This window comes from Weizmannia sp. WK01, assembly GCF_025905465.1.
Lineage (GTDB): Bacteria > Bacillota > Bacilli > Bacillales > Bacillaceae_C > Weizmannia > Weizmannia faecalis.
The window spans coordinates 2,936,289-2,953,179 of record NZ_CP109616.1; the positions used below are offsets into that span (position 1 = coordinate 2,936,289).

The following is a 16,891-nucleotide window of genomic DNA, read 5'->3' on the forward strand; positions in this document are numbered from 1 at the left end:
CGGCGTTTAACGAGAAACAGCACGGGGACAAACCGGAATTTTCCTGTTTATCCTCGTGCTGCAGCATGACTTCTCTTATAAGCTGAAATTTGCTATATATGAACTGAAGTTTTTACATCCAGCGTGTGCACCATTTGCATGAGGGTTATTTTTTATAGCAGGCAACAGAGCCGAGATATTTTGTTCAGTTTATATTTTTATAAACTAAACTTCTGGAGAGACTCATTTATTTTATGGGCTAATTGATGCTGGTGGTCTACCATTTCTGCCGTTTCTTTCATTGCCAGTGACACTTCGGAAATATTAAATGACATTTCCTCCGTACCCGCAGCGGATTGCTGGCTTGTGGAAGATACATGTTGTATCGCCTTGTTGACTTCCTCAATTGCGTTTGCCATGTCATTCGAAGCCTGGGCGATTTCAAGCGACATACGGTCTAAAAATTCCGCATCGTGTTCATACTGTTCCCCTATACGGACCATTTTTTCATAATCGGGATTCACTTTAGTGTCTACATAGTCCAGAATTTCTTTTGAATGATGAATAAGGTTTGAAAAGGCTTGCTGGACCTGGCTGGTGACAACCCGGATATTTTCAACCGATTGGGTGGATTGTTCAGCCAGCTTTCTGATTTCTTGAGCGACTACTGAAAAACCTTTTCCTGCTTCCCCTGCCCTTGCCGCTTCGATCGATGCATTTAAGGCAAGGAGATTGGTCTGATTCGCAATGTCTCCAATCGTATCAGCCAGCATTTTGATTTCCTCCACAATTTCCGCTTGTTGAATGGATTTCAAAATATTCTCCGCTTTTTCCGTATAAATTTGATTGGAAGAGCCTGCAGATGCTGTTGCTTCCTCTCTTACTTTTGTCCCGCGTTTCTTAATTTCCTGCGCGATATTTTTTCCTTCATTTGCTTTTTCTGCTAATTTCTTCGTTGAACTTTCAATTTGTTCAGCAGATGCGCCAATTTGCTGCGTACTTGCACTTAGTTCCATTGCGCCTTGCTCCATCTCATTTATCGTTTCTTTCACATCTTCCATCACATAAAACAATTCCGTCATGGTTGCCGATAATTCATCTGAATTGGCATCTACACGATCTATTCCTTTTTTTAAATCTCCAACCAGATTTCGCATATTGCTTGTTGCATTATTTAAGAAGTTAGAGATCGTGCCAAATTCATCTGCACCTAAAATTTCCAGCGATTCAGCCAGGTTTCCCGACTCCAGGCTGGAAGCGTATTGCTTCATTTTTAATAACTTCCCGGTTAACCGGAAAGATGACCATAAACCTACACCAAGATAAAGGATTGCGGCAACAGACACAAACCAAATGGTTAAGTATTGGGGGATGATGAACATGCTGCCAACCAACAAAATGCCAATGAGAATATAAGGCAGGATAACGGTTTTGATTTGGCCCATTGTAATGGCTTTGGACAATTTTTTAATTCCCATGGTACGGCTCCCTTCATTTGAAACAGATTCAATACATTTAATGTTTATACAACATGGCACAAGCAGAAGTTCCCGCACCAACCGACCAAAATATGGCATAGCTGCCCCTCGTTATCCGGCCGGTGCTTACAGCTCGTTCAAAAGCCATAAACGGGCTAGCGGCTCCTGTATAGCCATATTCCGTGCCCACAATTGGGAACTTGCTTATGTCTTCTTTGAAGATTTCCTGGATTTTGTATATATTTTTCCGTGACAATTGGGAAAAGCAAAAAGCCTGAATATCCTTCGCGGTTAAATGATTCCGGCTGAGCAATTTTTCAACAAGCGCGGCAGTAGACAGAAAAGCATTGTCATTGTTTACATTCTCCCATTTTATTTTTCTATTCTTTTGTTCGGCTTTTCCCTCAACCAGTTGGGATACGCCACAAGCCGGAAAAGTAATTTTATCAATTGATTCTGTGTTCACTTGATAGGCTGAGTCGATAAACCCTGTTTTAACATGATGGCTTTTTTCCAGCAATACTGCAGCGGCCCCGTCTCCGAAACTGGCATATGTAACCGCATCCCCCTCGTTTGCAAAGCGGTGCATTTGCTCGGAGCCCACGACAAGCGCACGCTTGATATGCGGATTTGCGAGCATATTGCGGCTTACTTGATCCACTGCTACCACCATTCCGACACATGCCGCATTCATATCATAAACAACAGCTTCTTCTTTTCCGCCCAAAGATTGATGAATGGCAACCGCATTCGGTGGCCAAAAGTATTCAGGTGTCCCTGATACAAATACAATCATATCGAGATCCCGGCCGGCCAACCCGCTTTTTTCCAGCACTTTCTTTGATGCTTCCACCGCCATTGTTAAAGTGGTTTCAGTTTTATAATCTGCTATGTATCTGTTTTCTCTGCCAAGCGCTTGCAAAAGTCTTGTAATATCTTTTCCTTGCTGGCGAAAATGGGCCAGGTAATAATCGTTATGGCGCACCTTTTCAGGATGATAGACAGAGACTTCTCTTATTGTCACACTCGAATCCATTTTTACTTAACTCCTTCAAGCTGTTTTTAACGTGAAAGTTCCAATCCCGCTTGTAAACTATTGATAAATTCACCCGTAAAATTCACTTTTTTCGCGATTCTCTTCAGCTGTAAACGCGGCGTCACCCTTTTCGGTGTAATCATCAGGATTTTTTTAAATCCTAAACTCATATACAACGCATAGCTCTTTTCAAGCACCGGCAAAATTTCGGGCTTAAATGTCCTTAAATCGGATGAATCCACAATTAACGAATAATTTTTCACATTAATTTTTGAAACTTCTTTTTTTAAATCGTCTACAAACGTAGATGCCTTTTCTGTTGCGGCAAATCCGCCTAATGTAATGATAAAAGCTTTATGCTTGTTATCTGTTTGAAACTGTGCCATCCTTGCTTCCTCCTGCTTGTTAAATGAAGTTCTTCACATTTGATATCCGCACAACGAAAAAAGGACTAATCCCCTACCGATTAGTCCTTTTGATGTAAAATCGGTAACTGGCTGACATGGTCATCTGACTTTAGTCCCTTTAGCTTTGCGTCTCCACCTTTCGATGAATTTGCCTTTTTCAATTTTTATTGGAATTTTGCCGGAAAGCATGGAAATCCTGCCAAGTATTTCCACAGCCTTTATCATTATATAAATATATTATTATGTATGTCAATAGAATCATTTTTTCGGACTGCATTAAGCATAATTGCCGCATTTTTTTTGAAAAAATGAATGAACCGGCTTTCATAGTTTTAAAATTGTGGATAACTTCAAATGAGATTCATATGACATGGTCGTTTTCCAAGCAGCCAAAGTCCCGGAAGGTCTCATCCTTTCCCAAAACTGCAGAAAGAGGCAGCCTGCTAAAATTTGTAGTTTCAACGCATATTTGATTTTTGAGATAGAGGTGATATCATTCACCTTAAAGGTGCCCTCCTTTCTGGTTGGCTTTTTTGCTGTTCGGGGCCCACCTTTTCATTTTAAGCTTCTGTTTTACTTTCATCATTCAGGTCTATAACAATAATGAAACGGTATCGCCTTTTTCATTTGGTGATATTATCTGCCAACACTATACCAAGCAAGACATTAATCAAAACAGCATGAATCAAATTGGCGCTTTTGACCTTGAACTCGAACAGGGAACAAATCGATACATTTGCGAATCAGGGTTATTCTAAAATAACCATTGAGTTAGATATTTTGGTCGGGATCATAAGCAGACAAAAAGAAGCGTAATGGGAAAAGTTTTTACAAGGAGGGAGTAACCTTGAGGCAAACTTCTTTATTTGAGAACGACAATGACCAAAACCGTCCCTTGGCCACGCGAGTACGTCCTAAAAATTTAGACGAATTCGTTGGACAAAAGCACCTGATAGGTAAAGGAAAAGTGCTTAGAGAAATGATTGAACATGACCGTCTTTCTTCCATGATCTTCTGGGGTCCCCCCGGCGTAGGCAAGACAACATTGGCGAAAATTATTGCAAATCAAACGCAATCGGAATTTATTAATTTTAGTGCTGTTACCAGTGGGATTAAAGATATTCGAAACGTTATGAAAGAAGCTGAAGAACGCCGGCAATTAGGCGAAAAGACAATTTTGTTTCTCGATGAGATCCACCGATTCAATAAGGCACAGCAAGATGCCTTTTTACCGTATGTGGAGAATGGTAGCATTATCCTTATCGGCGCAACCACTGAAAATCCGTCATTTGAAGTCAATTCGGCCTTGTTATCGAGGACTAAGGTTTTTGTCCTACATAAATTAACGAGTAGTGAAATCGTGGAATTATTAAAACAGGCCATTGTAAATCCCCATGGGTATGGCCTTCAAAAGATTGAAATTGAAGATCAAACTTTATTGGCCATTGCAGAATTTTCCGATGGGGACGCCCGTACTGCGTTGAACACGCTGGAAATGGCTGTTTTAAATGGGCATAAGCAGGAGGATACCATCATCATCAGGAAAGAAGACCTTTCCCAAATGATCAACAGAAAATCATTATTGTACGACAAAAATGGTGAGGAGCATTATAATATTATTTCTGCCTTGCATAAGTCGATGCGAAATAGCGACGTGAATGCGGCGGTCTATTGGTTATCACGGATGTTGGAAGCCGGAGAAGATCCGCTGTTTATTGCGCGAAGATTGGTCAGATTTGCAAGTGAAGATATCGGTTTAGCCGACAATCGGGCTTTAGAAATTGCGGTATCTGTTTTTCAAGCATGTCAATTTATTGGTATGCCTGAATGTAATGTACACTTAACCCAAGCTGTCATTTACCTTTCACTGGCACCAAAATCTAATTCAGCATATTTAGCTTATATGAGCGCAAAGAAAGATGCACTGAACTCAATGAATGAACCTGTTCCCCTCCATTTACGCAATGCCCCTACCAAATTGATGAAAGATTTAAATTACGGAAAAGGATATAAATACGCGCATGATACAGAAGAAAAATTAACAACGATGCAGACGATGCCGGATTCGTTAGCAGGGCACGCGTATTATCATCCGACAAATCAAGGTTCAGAGGCCAGATTCAAACAAAGACTTGAGGAAATCTCAGAATGGCATAAAAGGAACCGTAAATCGTAGTGTGAACGAAGATGTTCGATCGTAAAAAAACCATTGTGAGGCAATCTTTATGATTCAGCTGTTGAATGTTTTTGCCATCCAAAAATAGCCGAAAGTTGACGGTGTTGCCTGTCACTTTTCGGAAATTATCGCGTTTCGACATACTCCGGAAAGGGGTAGATACCCTTCATTTGGATCTTCTGATTAGATTACTGGTATACAATTTACTCGAAATCTTTATTGGCAAAATGAAAAGCATCCACTCATTTGGATGCTTACTTTTTTAAAATATTCAAATTGCTTATATATCTATCATTTTATCCAAAGTGAAAGGAAACCCATATCCTTTCGTGGTGTTTTGTTGGATATTCAAGCAACATTTTCACTTAAATGATGTTCAGCAACCATAATGAGTAAGAAGACCTTCATATCGTTTCCCGTTACGATTGATAGGATTGCTTGATTATCCGAATTTCAAATTAACCCTCCCCCTTAATATAGGTGGGGGATTTTCGCGAGTACCACTACGTTTAGAAAGTGTGTAGCAGCTTCTATTGTCTTCTTTACAGAGCATCCCGTCATTACCTTTTCTGCCTGTCCCAGTATTTTTTTCGGGCCCACACAACTAATAACCCAGCAGCCACGACAAGCAAAGAAACATCCACTATTTTTTCCATCATACTATTGGCCCCCTATACTACCCCTTCCAGCCTAATTCCCAGTTTACCTTTTTTATTGTGATTCACTCTGTTCAAGATAAGATACTGGTGGAAGGCTTTCCAATTGATTGTCAGCTTCAGAATTTGAATGATTCATTCTATTTCTGAGACTTTTCTTATTCTTATTACAATTGTAATGCATCCGTTATTCAAATGCGAGTTTTGTATGCTAAATAAATATAAATTTCTAAAAAAAGAAAAAGGCTTATTTTGACCGAATGCTCTTGAAACGAGAAATTTGAATTTGGGGAAAAGGAGGATCATGATGGCTATTTTCTTCCAAGGACTGGCTTACTTTTCTTCAGACTCCACCAAAGATCCAGTACCATTGAACCATATTTTCTTAAATCCTTCATCCCCCAAAAAATTTCACCCCAATGAAAAAAGCATTTTTTACACTGTATCGTGAATACTTCTTTACATGGCCGGTGTATCTACCTTAAATTGTTCAGCGACATATTTCGCATACGTTTCATGCGTACGTACCAATTCATCATGTGTACCTGATCCTGTGACTTGACCTTTTTCAATAAAGTAAATCTTATCGCTGTCCACAATGGTTGCCAAGCGGTGGGCGATGACTAAAGTCGTACGACCTTTCATCAAGTTTGTTAAGGCTTCTTGGACTTTCATCTCTGACTCACTATCAAGACTGGCAGTGGCTTCATCCAGCATTAAAATCTTGGGGTTGCGCAAGAAGGCCCGGGCAATGGCAATACGCTGACGCTGGCCGCCGGAGATTTTCACGCCGCGTTCCCCCACTTCTGTTTCAAGCTTGTCAGGCATTTCTTCAACAAATTTGCGTGCAAAGGCTAAATCTAAAACGTTCCAAAGTTGTTCATCCGTAAATGTACCATCTAATCCGTAAGTCAAATTGTCACGGATTGTACCGGCCATAATCGCAGAATCCTGTGAAACGTATCCGATTTGGCTGCGGTAATTTGTTAAATTGATCTCTTCAATCTTCACATCTCCAAATTTGATTGATCCGCTTGTAGGTGCATAGAAACGTTCAAGCAAACTAAAGATTGTCGATTTGCCACCGCCGGAAGGACCTGCAAAAGCAATGATTTCATTTGGATTTGCCGTAAAGGATACATCTTTCAGAATGGGTTCATCCGGCGCATCTTCGTAGGCAAAATCCACATGTTCCACTGATAAGGTTTTACCAGCCAAATCCAATTCAATGCCTTTCGTAAAATCTTCCGGCTTTTCAGCAAGCAATTCTTGTACACGGCGCGTTGAACCGGCAGCCTTTGCCATTTCTGAAAATAGGGTTGCAATGACCGGCATGGCCCCAATCAAGTTAAACAAATACATCAAGAAGCTCATTAATATGCCGATTTGCATTTCACCAATTGCAATCCGGTGCATCCCATAAGCAAGAAGCCCAAACACCATACTCATAAATACCATCATCATGATGGGTTGCATCGTTGCATCAAAGACCGCTTCTTTTTTTCCAACTTTAAACAATTTATTTATTTCTTTATTGGCACGAACTTGTGCTTGCTTTTCTGCATTTGAAGTTTTTACCAATCGGATTTCACTTAATGTTTCACTCGCAATCCCATTAAATTGAGCCATTGCCTCTTGACGGATATGTCCTATTTTCGTTCCAAATGCCATGATTGGTATCATGAGGATCACGACGACCGGTACAGCTACAATCATGGCTGCAGTCATGTGCCAGTCCATCTTGAACATCATGTATACTGTCCCAATAACTGTAATGATGCTCGCTAATGTTTGCGGGAATGTTACAGCCAGCAATTGTTTGACTTGCGCTGTATCATTTACCAGACGGCTTGAAATTTCACCAGCCTTGACAGTGTCAAAATAGCTCACTTTCAAAGTGGTTAACTTTTGCCACAAGCTTTTTCGTAAGTTTTGGATTACATTTTCTCCAAAAATCCCCAGAACCGTTCCGCCAATTGCAGAAACAATAGCTGAGATAACAAATAGTGCTACGACTTTCCCTAATAACCCATAGTCAATTCCTTTTGAAAAATGATTGACAAGGGATGACGCTAATTTTGGCACATAAATTTGTATACCGGATGAAACAACCAGCAATAAGACACCCATTGCCAGCAACAGATATTTCGGTTGCGTCGTTTTGATGAGTTTTATAAATTGTCCAATTGAAAATTTGGTTTGATCTTTACGGACTGAACCATTGAATCCTCTTTCCATTATCTTTTACGTCCTTTCTTCCAGCCATCGAACCCGCCGCCCATAAATCCGCGGCCGCCAAACCCACCAAACCCGCTGCGTTCCAACATTTGTTCTCGTGCACGACCGAAACGGGCACTCATTTTTCCAAAAAGTTCCCAGCGTTTATCATTGCTGAAGACTTCGAGGAGCTTATCCTGAAATGCTTCACTTGAAATATTGGAAACCATGCGTTCAAGATATTGATCCAACATTGCAAGCTCATCCTCTGCAAACCCTTGGAAGAGGACATCTTTTAGCGTCGTTGAAATGGAACTGCGCTCTTTTAAGCTTTCACGTCCTTTATCCGTAATTTTTACAATCGTTACACGGGAATCTTGCCCGGATTTTTCACGCCGGGCAGTGCCGGCTTCTTCAAGTTTCTTGATAATTTGCGTCACACTTGACGGCTTAATATCAAGCATTTCAGAAATGCGGCCCGCTGTCACGTTTTCTTCCGCTGCCAACAACTTCAACGTTTCAAAAGCATTATCTGTTTTTTCTTCTACTTCATTTACAAAAATGAGAAATGGCTGATGCGTAATTTCCAATAATTTGTCCAGAATTTCATCTTTTTTCATTTTAGAACCTCCAAGGATATTTACTTAGTTTTCATTCCTATTAACAAAGTAAATAATATACTGGTTTATTTTGTTTGTCAACAGAAAAACTAAGTAAAAATGAGAGAAAGAAAAGGAGCATCAGGAAAAAGCAGGGATGATACCGTTTGGACAAAAAAAGCCCCTGAAATCGGAATGTTTATGATTCCGAAAACAGGGCCTTTTTGCTAATAATTAAATATCTTTTTATTTCCATTGTAATCCATCTCACCAGCTACTAGAGGCAAGTGATCATCCATATGAAATTTCATACTTTTCTTCGCACGCCTAGATATGGCTGCTCAATTACCTTTATTTCTTCATTATTCGTATGAAAAATGTATAACTCCCGGTTTTGATTTTCCGCATGTAGTTTTTTATACACTTTCCATGCTGCATTGCCGTTTTCAAAGTCATCAATGACTGACATTTCCTCGATGATTCTTTCTTTTCCTCTTGTTTCGGATTTTAATGCTTCCACTAAGACACAACGTTCTGGAAAATGTTCACGAACTTCAGACCATTTCATACATATGCGCCTCCGGTTTCATAAATGATTTTTATCAAATTAACCCAGAAAAGGAATCCGTATTGGCTTTTAACATCTATCACATCTGTTATGGCCTTAAGTGAACAGTCCTATTTCTCCACCCTTGACATCGAGACCACACACTCTACGTGCACCGTTTGCGGAAACATATCTACAGGCTGCATGTAGGCTACGTTATAAGCCTTGCTCAATATGTGTAAGTCCTTCGCCAAAGTGGAAGGGTTGCATGACACGTAGACAAATTTCTTTGGCTTTACCTTCAAAATCGTCCGTAAAAGGGATTCGTCACAGCCCGAGCGCGGCGGGTCGACGATGACAACGTCCGGGCGCCAGCCTTCGTTCAGCCATTTTGGCAGGAGGACTTCTGCTTTACCGGCAAAGTAATGGGCGTTCGGGATGTTGTGGGCGGCGGCGTTTTTCTTAGCATCTTCAATCGCTTCCGGAATCACATCCATACCGCGGATTTCGGATGCGCCATCCGCGAGCCACAAGCCAATGGTGCCGACACCGCAGTAGGCATCCGCAATTTTCTCCTTGCCGGTCAACGCAGCGGCTTTTTTCACCTCATTGTAAAGCTTCACCGTCTGGATCGGGTTCAACTGGAAAAAGGCGCGGGCGGAGAGTTCATATGTGAATTCTTGGAGCCGTTCTTCAATGATTTCTTTTCCGGATAAATGAATTGTTTCGTCGCCGAAAATAACCGACGTTTTTTTGGCATTCACATTTTGCGCAACCGATACGACTTCCGGCAGGCGCTTTTTAATCTCGGAAAGGATGACATCTTTGCGCGGCAGTTCCCGCTTGGCCGTAATCAGCACAACCTGAGCCTGGCCGGTCTCGATGCCGACCCTTGTGACAATGGTTCGCACGATGCCTTTCCCGGTTTTTTCATTGTACACCGGGACATGGAAATCATTTAAAATTTGTGTCACCACTTGTGTCACTTTGTTTGTCAGCGGATGCTGGACAATGCATTCCGGGACGTTGATCAGCCGGTGAGAATCAAGGCTGTAAAGGCCGGAAATGATTTTCCCATGGTCTTCACCGAGCTGGAACTGGCTTTTGTTCCGGTACAGCCATGGGTTAACCATACCGATCGTCGGGCGGATATCGAGTTCGTCCACTTTTAACTTTGTATGGCGTTCGAGCGCCTGGATGACAATGTCGCGTTTTTCGATGAGCTGCTGCTTGTACGCAAGGTGCTGGAGCTGGCAACCGCCGCACTGCTCGTAGACGGGGCACGGGGCTTTTACCCGGTGGGGCGAGCGTTTGCGCACCTTTTTGACAATGCCTTCCACATATTTCGGGTGTATCCGTTTGGCTTCCACGACCACCTCTTCGCCCGGCAGCGCACCCGGCACGAAAACGACGGTCCGTTTAAAATAGCCGACCCCTTCCCCGTTGATGCCGAGCCGTTTGATCGTCAAAGGGAATTGCTGTTTTGGTTTAATGGTGACTTGTTTTTGCATAAAATCCGTCCTTCTATTCAATGCTGCGCCATAAGTACAGGGAGGCATAGCTCAAATACGGCTCCCAGTCTTTTGCGTAAGCGTCCATTTCTTTATAAGTCGGTTTTTTCTCAAGCTGGAAAAGTTTTTTCAATGCCTTTTGAATGCCGATGTCAGCTTTTGGAAAGTGATTCAGGCGGCCGAGTCCGAACATGAGAAAATTTTGCACGGTCCACGGGCCGATGCCGCGGATTTTCACGAGCGTTTTTAAAATTTCTTCATCCGGTTTCTTTTCAAGTGCCACCAGATCTAATTCGCCTGATGCCACCAATTTGGAAAGCCCGATCACATACTCCGCTTTCCGCTCGCTAAACTGCAGGGCGCGTAAATCTGTAACTTGCAATGCAGCCGTTTTTTCCGGAGACGGATAAAACCAGACACCGTCTTTTTGGAAACCAAAGTTATAGACGAAACGCTCTGTCAACGTGTGAGCAAATTTCATATTGAGCTGCTGGTGGATGATGCATTTGACCAGGCAGGCATATGGCGAAAAGTCTAGCACAAACGGCGTGCCGCGGTGTTCTTTAAAAAGCGGTTCAAGGGCAGTGCCGGTAAAATGCTGTGAGATCCCGGCGATATCGGTATCCCATTGAAATAAATGGAAAATCCGTTTTTCCACCATCTGGGCTGTGTCCGCGTTTTCCCCCTGAATCCGGAATTCTGGTTTTTCGGTTGTGCCGGTTGCGGTAATGACTGCTACCTCCGGCTGTTTGTCGTATATCGGGATTTTCACTGTCCGGCTAAGCGGATCCACCGCCTGCAACGGGTCGAGGCTTAATCTTTCGAGCGCACGGTCAAAATTGTACGGGCCATTGATTTTAATGATTTTCTCCCACATGGCGTCCTCTCAATTCGTTTTTAAGTATTATAGCACAAGCGCTCGCCCTTTTCATTGCCGATTCAACGCGGCATGAAAACATCACAGGATAAAAAGACCCGGCCGGTTATCTGTCTAATTAGGTTTTCAATGGGACAAATGCAGGAGGGATGCGCGGGCATTTGTACAGTTAGACCTTCCAACAATGAGACAAACGTGGGCGAGCAGCACGGTCATTTGTCTAATTAGCTTTTTCAATTAGATAAAAGCAGGCAAGCGGCACGCCCATTTGTCTAATTAGCGTTTCCAATTAGACAATTGCAGATGAGCGGCGTGGTCATTTGTACAGTTAGAGCTGCCAATTAGACAAAAGTGGGAAATCGGCACGGTCATTTGTCTAATTAGCTTTTTCAATTAGACAAAAGCAAAAGATCCGCGTGCGCATTTGTCGAATTAGACGCCCATGCGGCAGTGAACGCGGCACCATAGGAACTTTGCTTATGCAGCAAACCCTCATTCGACCCGGCAAGCACTTTTTCTTCTGGCCGGCAAGAAAAACAGAGCTGCCCTTCACTTTTAAGGCAGCCCTCTTTGGTTACTTTTTCAATTTCTCGGTTTTCATGAACTCATCCATGCTTTTGAATTTGTAGCCTTGTTTTTTCAAGTCTTTGATCACGCGTTCCAAAGCGTTGGCGTTGTCTTTTGACACGGTATGGAGCAAAATAATGGCTCCGGGGTGGATTTGCGACATGATACTGTCATAGGCAAATTGTGTGCCGCGCTGGCGGTTCACATCCCAGTCGAGGTAAGCCAGTGACCAGAGGACATGGGTGTAGCCTTCTTCATTGCCCAGTTTCAGCGTCCGCTCGCTCAGGATGCCGCGGGGTGGGCGCAAATATTTCATTTCTTTCTGGCCGGTAAGGCGGGCGGTTTCCGCTTTCACTTTTTCCAATTCTTCACGTACTTGCGCATCGGAAATCTGTGTCATGTCCGGATGGCCCCACGAGTGGTTGCCTATGATATGGCCTTCTTTCACCATCCGTTTCACCAGATCCGGATGTGATTTTAAATAGTGGCCGGTGACGAAAAAGATGGCGGGGACTTTTTCTTTCTTCAAAACATCGAGTATTTTCGGGGTGTACCCATTCTCGTATCCATTGTCAAACGTCAAATACACATACTTGTCATTCGGATTGCCCTTATAAATGCCGCCGTATTTTTGCAAAAGGGCGTTATAAGCGGCGCCGGCATCCGCCTGCTGCCCGTTTTTGCCTTTGTTAAATCCCCAGTTGATCGGGGCGTTGGAAATGGCAAAAGCATCTCGCTCTGGGCATACTGAAAAAAACAGGAACACTGCAAAAAGTGTCGCAAAAACTTTTCTCATAACCAAACTCCTTTGTTGTTTTCCTTATCTTTTTCATTTCTGCAGGCGGAAATGCTGGCAGTTTCTGTTAGCGCTGAAAAACAGGGCAACATCGTTCCAAAACGGCATTCCTCCCCCGGTCCACACCCGAATTCCCCGCTGCCAGATAAAAAACCGGCCTTTACAAAGAAGGGGCCGGTTTGCGCTTTTTAAATTGGTCTATTTTCAGTTCGATTTCATCGATCATTTGAATAAGCCGATCTATATCTTCAAGGCTTGCCGCTTCCGGATCAATCGAATCCAGAACCTCCAAAAAGATATTCAGCCGTTCCCTTAAATAAGTCAGTTGCTGGTCCTTATCATATACCGCTTTCCCCAAAAAAATCCTCCTCACGTACTACTTTCTTATTATAGTATACCCCATTTCCGGCACAGAAAAAAGCTGCCGTTCAGACAGCTTTTTCTTATTGGCGTTTGCCCATAGAAAATTGGCATGAGACAGGCCTCCTCAGCAGCTAAACCAAAAACCGGTGAACCTGCCCGGGCCAATCTTAATAAACTTCCTTATTTTGGCTGTTCGCTCACAGAAAAACTGAACGAAACATAGTCCTGAATGGGAATCCAGGCGCCAATACCGTGGGAAGTGACGTTTTTAACTAAAATTTCCCGTTTCGTCCCTTTAAGAACAAGGTACACTTCGCCGTATGTGACTTTTCCTTTTTCATTCACAGCCGGGGCATAAGCATACAAATAGCCGAGCCGTTTTTTCGGGACATTGTATTCATGGCCTTTTTTTGTGCCGGCCCCGATAATCGTGTCAAAGGAAAGCGGCAACTTCGAGTTTTCCATTGCTTTTAACAGCATCATTTTCTTGACATCGTCCGCTTGCGGAATCCTGGCAGTCAGGCCGCCGCGCACGATCTTTTGCGCTTCCTGGACGTAGTGCATTTTATAATTGGCATCGCCGCCGCGGTTATCAAAGTAGTTCGTATTGATTTTTTGGTATTGCCAGTTTGGCGACGTTTCGCTGGATTCATAATTCAGCGGCCATTCGCCCAGGTAAATTTTCGCGCGCAGACCGAGCGATAAAAACGAACGGTTCACGCTTGTTTCATTCAACATCCGCACGAGATTCGGGTTTTCAATTCTCACATTGGATGTTTTCAGCAATGTTTCGGTAAACTTGCTTGGCTGCAAGTAGGGCAGATCCTGTGACGAGTTCGGATACGTATTTTCTTTTGTAATGTTTAGGACCGACTGTGGAATTTGCACCTGTTTTTCTGTCGGCTTTGCTTCTCCCGCCGGCGCAGCAAAAAGTACGGCGAGCAGGAAAATCAGGATCGTCCGCATCCATTTCATTGATGTTATCTCCTTTCACAAGAGGTTCACGAACGTACCGTTATTTTTTCCTGCCCGGATTAAAATATCCGCTTCCAGCAAATAAAACCTGATCCCTATATGCATCGTGCACTCGCCGCTCTGTGCAAGCTTAACGGCCGGTAACATTCCGGCGTTACTAAAAAAACTGGTTAGCCGCATGACAACTTCTGGCATTACAGCAAGTAAAAGCCGATCCCCATGATAATGTAGGCTGCCAGCATAGTAGCCCCTTCAAACCAGTTTGTTTCGCCGTCATTTGCCAAAATGATCGTAAGCATGACCGCAGCGATCATCGAGACGAGCTCCGGTATGGAAAAGACAAGCGGCATGGCTTTTTCAAAAAACAAAGATGCAAGCACAAGGACAGGGACGACAAACATAGACACTTGAAGTGTGGAGCCGAATGCAATTTCAACCGCAATGTCCATTTTATTTTTCACCGCCATCAAAATAGCAGAAGCATGTTCCGCAGCATTCCCGACAATGGCGACGATGATAATCCCGATAAACATTTCGCTCCATCCGAAACTTTTTGCAACGGACTCAAAAGTATGTACGAGATTTTCCGAGATATAAGCCACTGCAAGCGTCGCAAGGGCAAGCACAATGATTGATTTTCCTTTTGACCATTCCGGCTCTTCGTGTTCTTCCTGCTCCTTGACCCGGGCTTCCCTGTCCTGGTAAATCCCGCGGTGTGTCACCAGTTTAAAAAACAGGGCAAACAAGTAAAGCAGGATTAAAATAATGGAAATGCCAATGCTGAGGCTGACCGTCTTCCCTTCTGACATCTTCATGGAAAAGATTTCAGGAATCACAAAAGCGACAAAAATCGCGAAAATTAAAAGGCCTGAGTTATGCCGTGCATCATATACGTTGAATTTTTGGCGTTTGTATTTGATCCCCCCGAACAAAAACGACATGCCTGCAACAAGCAGCAAGTTTCCGAGCACAGAGCCCGTCAAAGAAGCAAGCACGACTTGATGGAGCCCGGCCGCTAGGGAAAACAATGAAATAATCAATTCTACCGCATTCCCGAATGTGGCGTTTAACAAACCGCCGATCCGCGGACCCGCTATAATGGCGAGACTTTCGGTTGCCCGCCCCATAAAGCTGGCCAGTGCAATGATGGTCAGGCAGTAAACGGCAAACATCAACACGTTCGGCCAGTGCAGAAGTGCTCCAGCAACCGAGACGGGAACCCCGATGATCACCATAATGGCAAACATTTTATTCATAGCCATCCTCCTATCTGCTTTCTATAAAATTTTACAAAAGATCGGTTGGCTTGCCAAATTTTTCTGATCTGATTATGCTATAGAGAGCGAATGCACAACGAGAACAAGCCGGGTGAGAGCAATGAATCGTTATGAAAATATGCGTTTTTGGATTTTGGTGTTGATGACTTCTGTTTCCGGATTTACACAGGGCATGCTTTTGCCGCTGATTTCCATTATTTTTGAAAAAGACGGAATTGATGCATCATTGAATGGGCTAAATGCAACCGGCCTGTATATCGGTGTTTTATTTGCGTCCCCGCTCATGGAAGCGCCGCTGCGGAAATTCGGATATAAACCGCTTATTTTAACAGGCGGGCTGACCGTTTTTGCCTCACTGCTTTTATTTCCGTTCTGGAAATCGTTATGGTTTTGGTTTATTTTGCGCCTTTTCATCGGCATTGGAGACCATATGCTGAATTTTTCGGCGCAGACATGGATCACGTCTTTCTCCCGGAAAGGGCGGCTCGGGCGGAACATCGCGCTATACGGGCTTTTTTTCAGCCTTGGATTTGCCGTCGGGCCGTATATGACAAGGCTTGTAAATGTGGATGAACGCCTTCCTTTTATTACCTGCTCCATCATCAGCCTTTGTTTCTGGCTAACCGTTTTTCTTTTAAAAAATGAGCACCCGGAAGCGGATTTAGAAAATGTTTCTTTTCTGGCCACATTTCAGCGTTTTGGAAAGGTGTGGAAATTGGCGTGGGTTGCATTGCTCCCGCCGCTCGGTTACGGATTCATGGAATCGTCTTTAAACAGCAGTTTCCCGGTTTATGCATTGAGAAACGGAATAAATGTCGATGCCGTTTCCATGATTATCCCTGCCTTCTCGATCGGAAGCATTGTTTTTCAACTTCCGCTCGGCATGTTAAGCGACCGGTTCGGAAGGCGAAAAGTGTTGATTGCAGTCCTTTTGATCGGCTGCGCCTGTTTTGCGGGGGCTGCTTTTAGCAAATCAAACGCCATCGCGCTGTTTGCCTGCTTTTTCGTTGCCGGTATGGCCGTCGGCTCGACGTTTTCCCTCGGGATCAGTTACCTGTCCGATCTGCTGCCGCGGCCGCTGCTTCCCGCCGGCAACATCATGTGCGGCATTCTATACAGCTTTGGCAGCATGGCCGGCCCTTATCTTTGGGGCGTGATCATTAAATATACAAAAGGGCCCGTATTTTTCCTGCTGATTTGTATGCTATTGCTTGTTTTGTCCGTTTTGATTTTCCGTTTCAAAAAAACGGCCGCTGCTGTTCCCCGGCACTCCTGACAGCTGCCCGCTTCCGGCTTTGCCTTTTGTCCGCCGTTCTCAGCAACCTCCTTTGCTGAGAACGGCTACGATAAGATCTACCTGAAAAACCGGCCGCGATCTTAACCCGGGGATCTCTGCGTTTATCGCTTGGCATTTTGACTGCCTTCCTCTA

Annotated in this window: 14 protein-coding genes and 1 riboswitch; of the genes, 2 read left to right on the forward strand and 12 right to left on the reverse strand. The window is 43.6% G+C overall.

The window, feature by feature from the left end; translation table 11 throughout:
• Nucleotides 1–197: 197 nt before the first annotated feature.
• From OF158_RS14080 to OF158_RS14090, 3 genes are read right to left on the reverse strand one after another with little or no spacing between them, the layout of a single operon-like run.
• Nucleotides 198–1,457, reverse strand: a complete 1,260-nt coding sequence (locus OF158_RS14080) for a methyl-accepting chemotaxis protein (protein ID WP_014097274.1) — start codon at nucleotides 1,455–1,457, stop codon at nucleotides 198–200.
• A 37-nt stretch (nucleotides 1,458–1,494) separates the two neighbouring features.
• Nucleotides 1,495–2,493 (reverse strand): 3-oxoacyl-[acyl-carrier-protein] synthase III C-terminal domain-containing protein, encoded by a 999-nt coding sequence (locus tag OF158_RS14085; RefSeq protein ID WP_014097273.1) that lies wholly within the window; start codon nucleotides 2,491–2,493, stop codon nucleotides 1,495–1,497.
• Nucleotides 2,494–2,519: 26 nt separating this feature from the next.
• Nucleotides 2,520–2,879, reverse strand: a complete 360-nt coding sequence (locus OF158_RS14090) for a hypothetical protein (RefSeq protein WP_014097272.1) — start codon at nucleotides 2,877–2,879, stop codon at nucleotides 2,520–2,522.
• Between the two features lie 99 nt (nucleotides 2,880–2,978).
• A riboswitch (cyclic di-GMP riboswitch) is annotated at nucleotides 2,979–3,063 on the reverse strand.
• Nucleotides 3,064–3,747: 684 nt separating this feature from the next.
• Here OF158_RS14090 and OF158_RS14095 point away from each other — a divergent pair.
• On the forward strand, nucleotides 3,748–5,076 hold the full coding sequence (locus OF158_RS14095; protein ID WP_014097270.1) for a replication-associated recombination protein A: 1,329 nt from the start codon (nucleotides 3,748–3,750) through the stop codon (nucleotides 5,074–5,076).
• A gap of 1,115 nt (nucleotides 5,077–6,191) precedes the next feature.
• On the opposite strand, the gene OF158_RS14100 is transcribed toward OF158_RS14095, so the two are convergent.
• The 9 genes from OF158_RS14100 to cax form a co-directional block, all read right to left on the reverse strand.
• Entirely contained in the window at nucleotides 6,192–7,970 is a 1,779-nt protein-coding gene (locus OF158_RS14100) for an ABC transporter ATP-binding protein (RefSeq protein WP_035183758.1), read from the reverse strand.
• Nucleotides 7,970–8,569 carry a MarR family winged helix-turn-helix transcriptional regulator gene (locus OF158_RS14105; protein ID WP_035183756.1) on the reverse strand — a complete coding sequence of 200 codons (600 nt, stop codon included), beginning with the start codon at nucleotides 8,567–8,569 and terminating at the stop codon, nucleotides 7,970–7,972. Before OF158_RS14105 ends, OF158_RS14100 begins: the two co-directional genes overlap by 1 nt.
• Nucleotides 8,570–8,855: 286 nt before the next feature.
• Nucleotides 8,856–9,116 carry a hypothetical protein gene (locus OF158_RS14110; protein WP_035183753.1) on the reverse strand — a complete coding sequence of 87 codons (261 nt, stop codon included), beginning with the start codon at nucleotides 9,114–9,116 and terminating at the stop codon, nucleotides 8,856–8,858.
• Between the two features lie 110 nt (nucleotides 9,117–9,226).
• Nucleotides 9,227–10,606 (reverse strand): 23S rRNA (uracil(1939)-C(5))-methyltransferase RlmD, encoded by a 1,380-nt coding sequence (gene rlmD, locus OF158_RS14115; RefSeq protein WP_035183751.1) that lies wholly within the window; start codon nucleotides 10,604–10,606, stop codon nucleotides 9,227–9,229.
• 13 nt (nucleotides 10,607–10,619) lie between these two features.
• On the reverse strand, nucleotides 10,620–11,483 hold the full coding sequence (locus OF158_RS14120) for a DNA-3-methyladenine glycosylase family protein (protein WP_035183749.1): 864 nt from the start codon (nucleotides 11,481–11,483) through the stop codon (nucleotides 10,620–10,622).
• Between the two features lie 574 nt (nucleotides 11,484–12,057).
• Entirely contained in the window at nucleotides 12,058–12,846 is a 789-nt protein-coding gene (gene pdaA, locus OF158_RS14125; RefSeq protein WP_035183746.1) for a delta-lactam-biosynthetic de-N-acetylase, read from the reverse strand.
• Between the two features lie 160 nt (nucleotides 12,847–13,006).
• The gene (locus OF158_RS14130; RefSeq protein WP_035183744.1) at nucleotides 13,007–13,204 is read right to left on the reverse strand and encodes an SE1561 family protein; all 198 of its coding nucleotides are present in this window, start codon (nucleotides 13,202–13,204) and stop codon (nucleotides 13,007–13,009) included.
• 185 nt (nucleotides 13,205–13,389) lie between these two features.
• Nucleotides 13,390–14,184: a YfkD famly protein gene (locus OF158_RS14135; protein WP_026684476.1), complete on the reverse strand. Its 795-nt coding sequence runs from the start codon at nucleotides 14,182–14,184 to the stop codon at nucleotides 13,390–13,392.
• Nucleotides 14,185–14,378: 194 nt separating this feature from the next.
• Entirely contained in the window at nucleotides 14,379–15,440 is a 1,062-nt protein-coding gene (gene cax, locus OF158_RS14140; RefSeq protein WP_014097241.1) for a calcium/proton exchanger, read from the reverse strand.
• Between the two features lie 112 nt (nucleotides 15,441–15,552).
• On the opposite strand from cax, the gene OF158_RS14145 reads away from it, so the two are divergent.
• Entirely contained in the window at nucleotides 15,553–16,737 is a 1,185-nt protein-coding gene (locus OF158_RS14145) for an MFS transporter (protein WP_035183739.1), read from the forward strand.
• The last annotated feature ends 154 nt before the right edge of the window (nucleotides 16,738–16,891 follow it).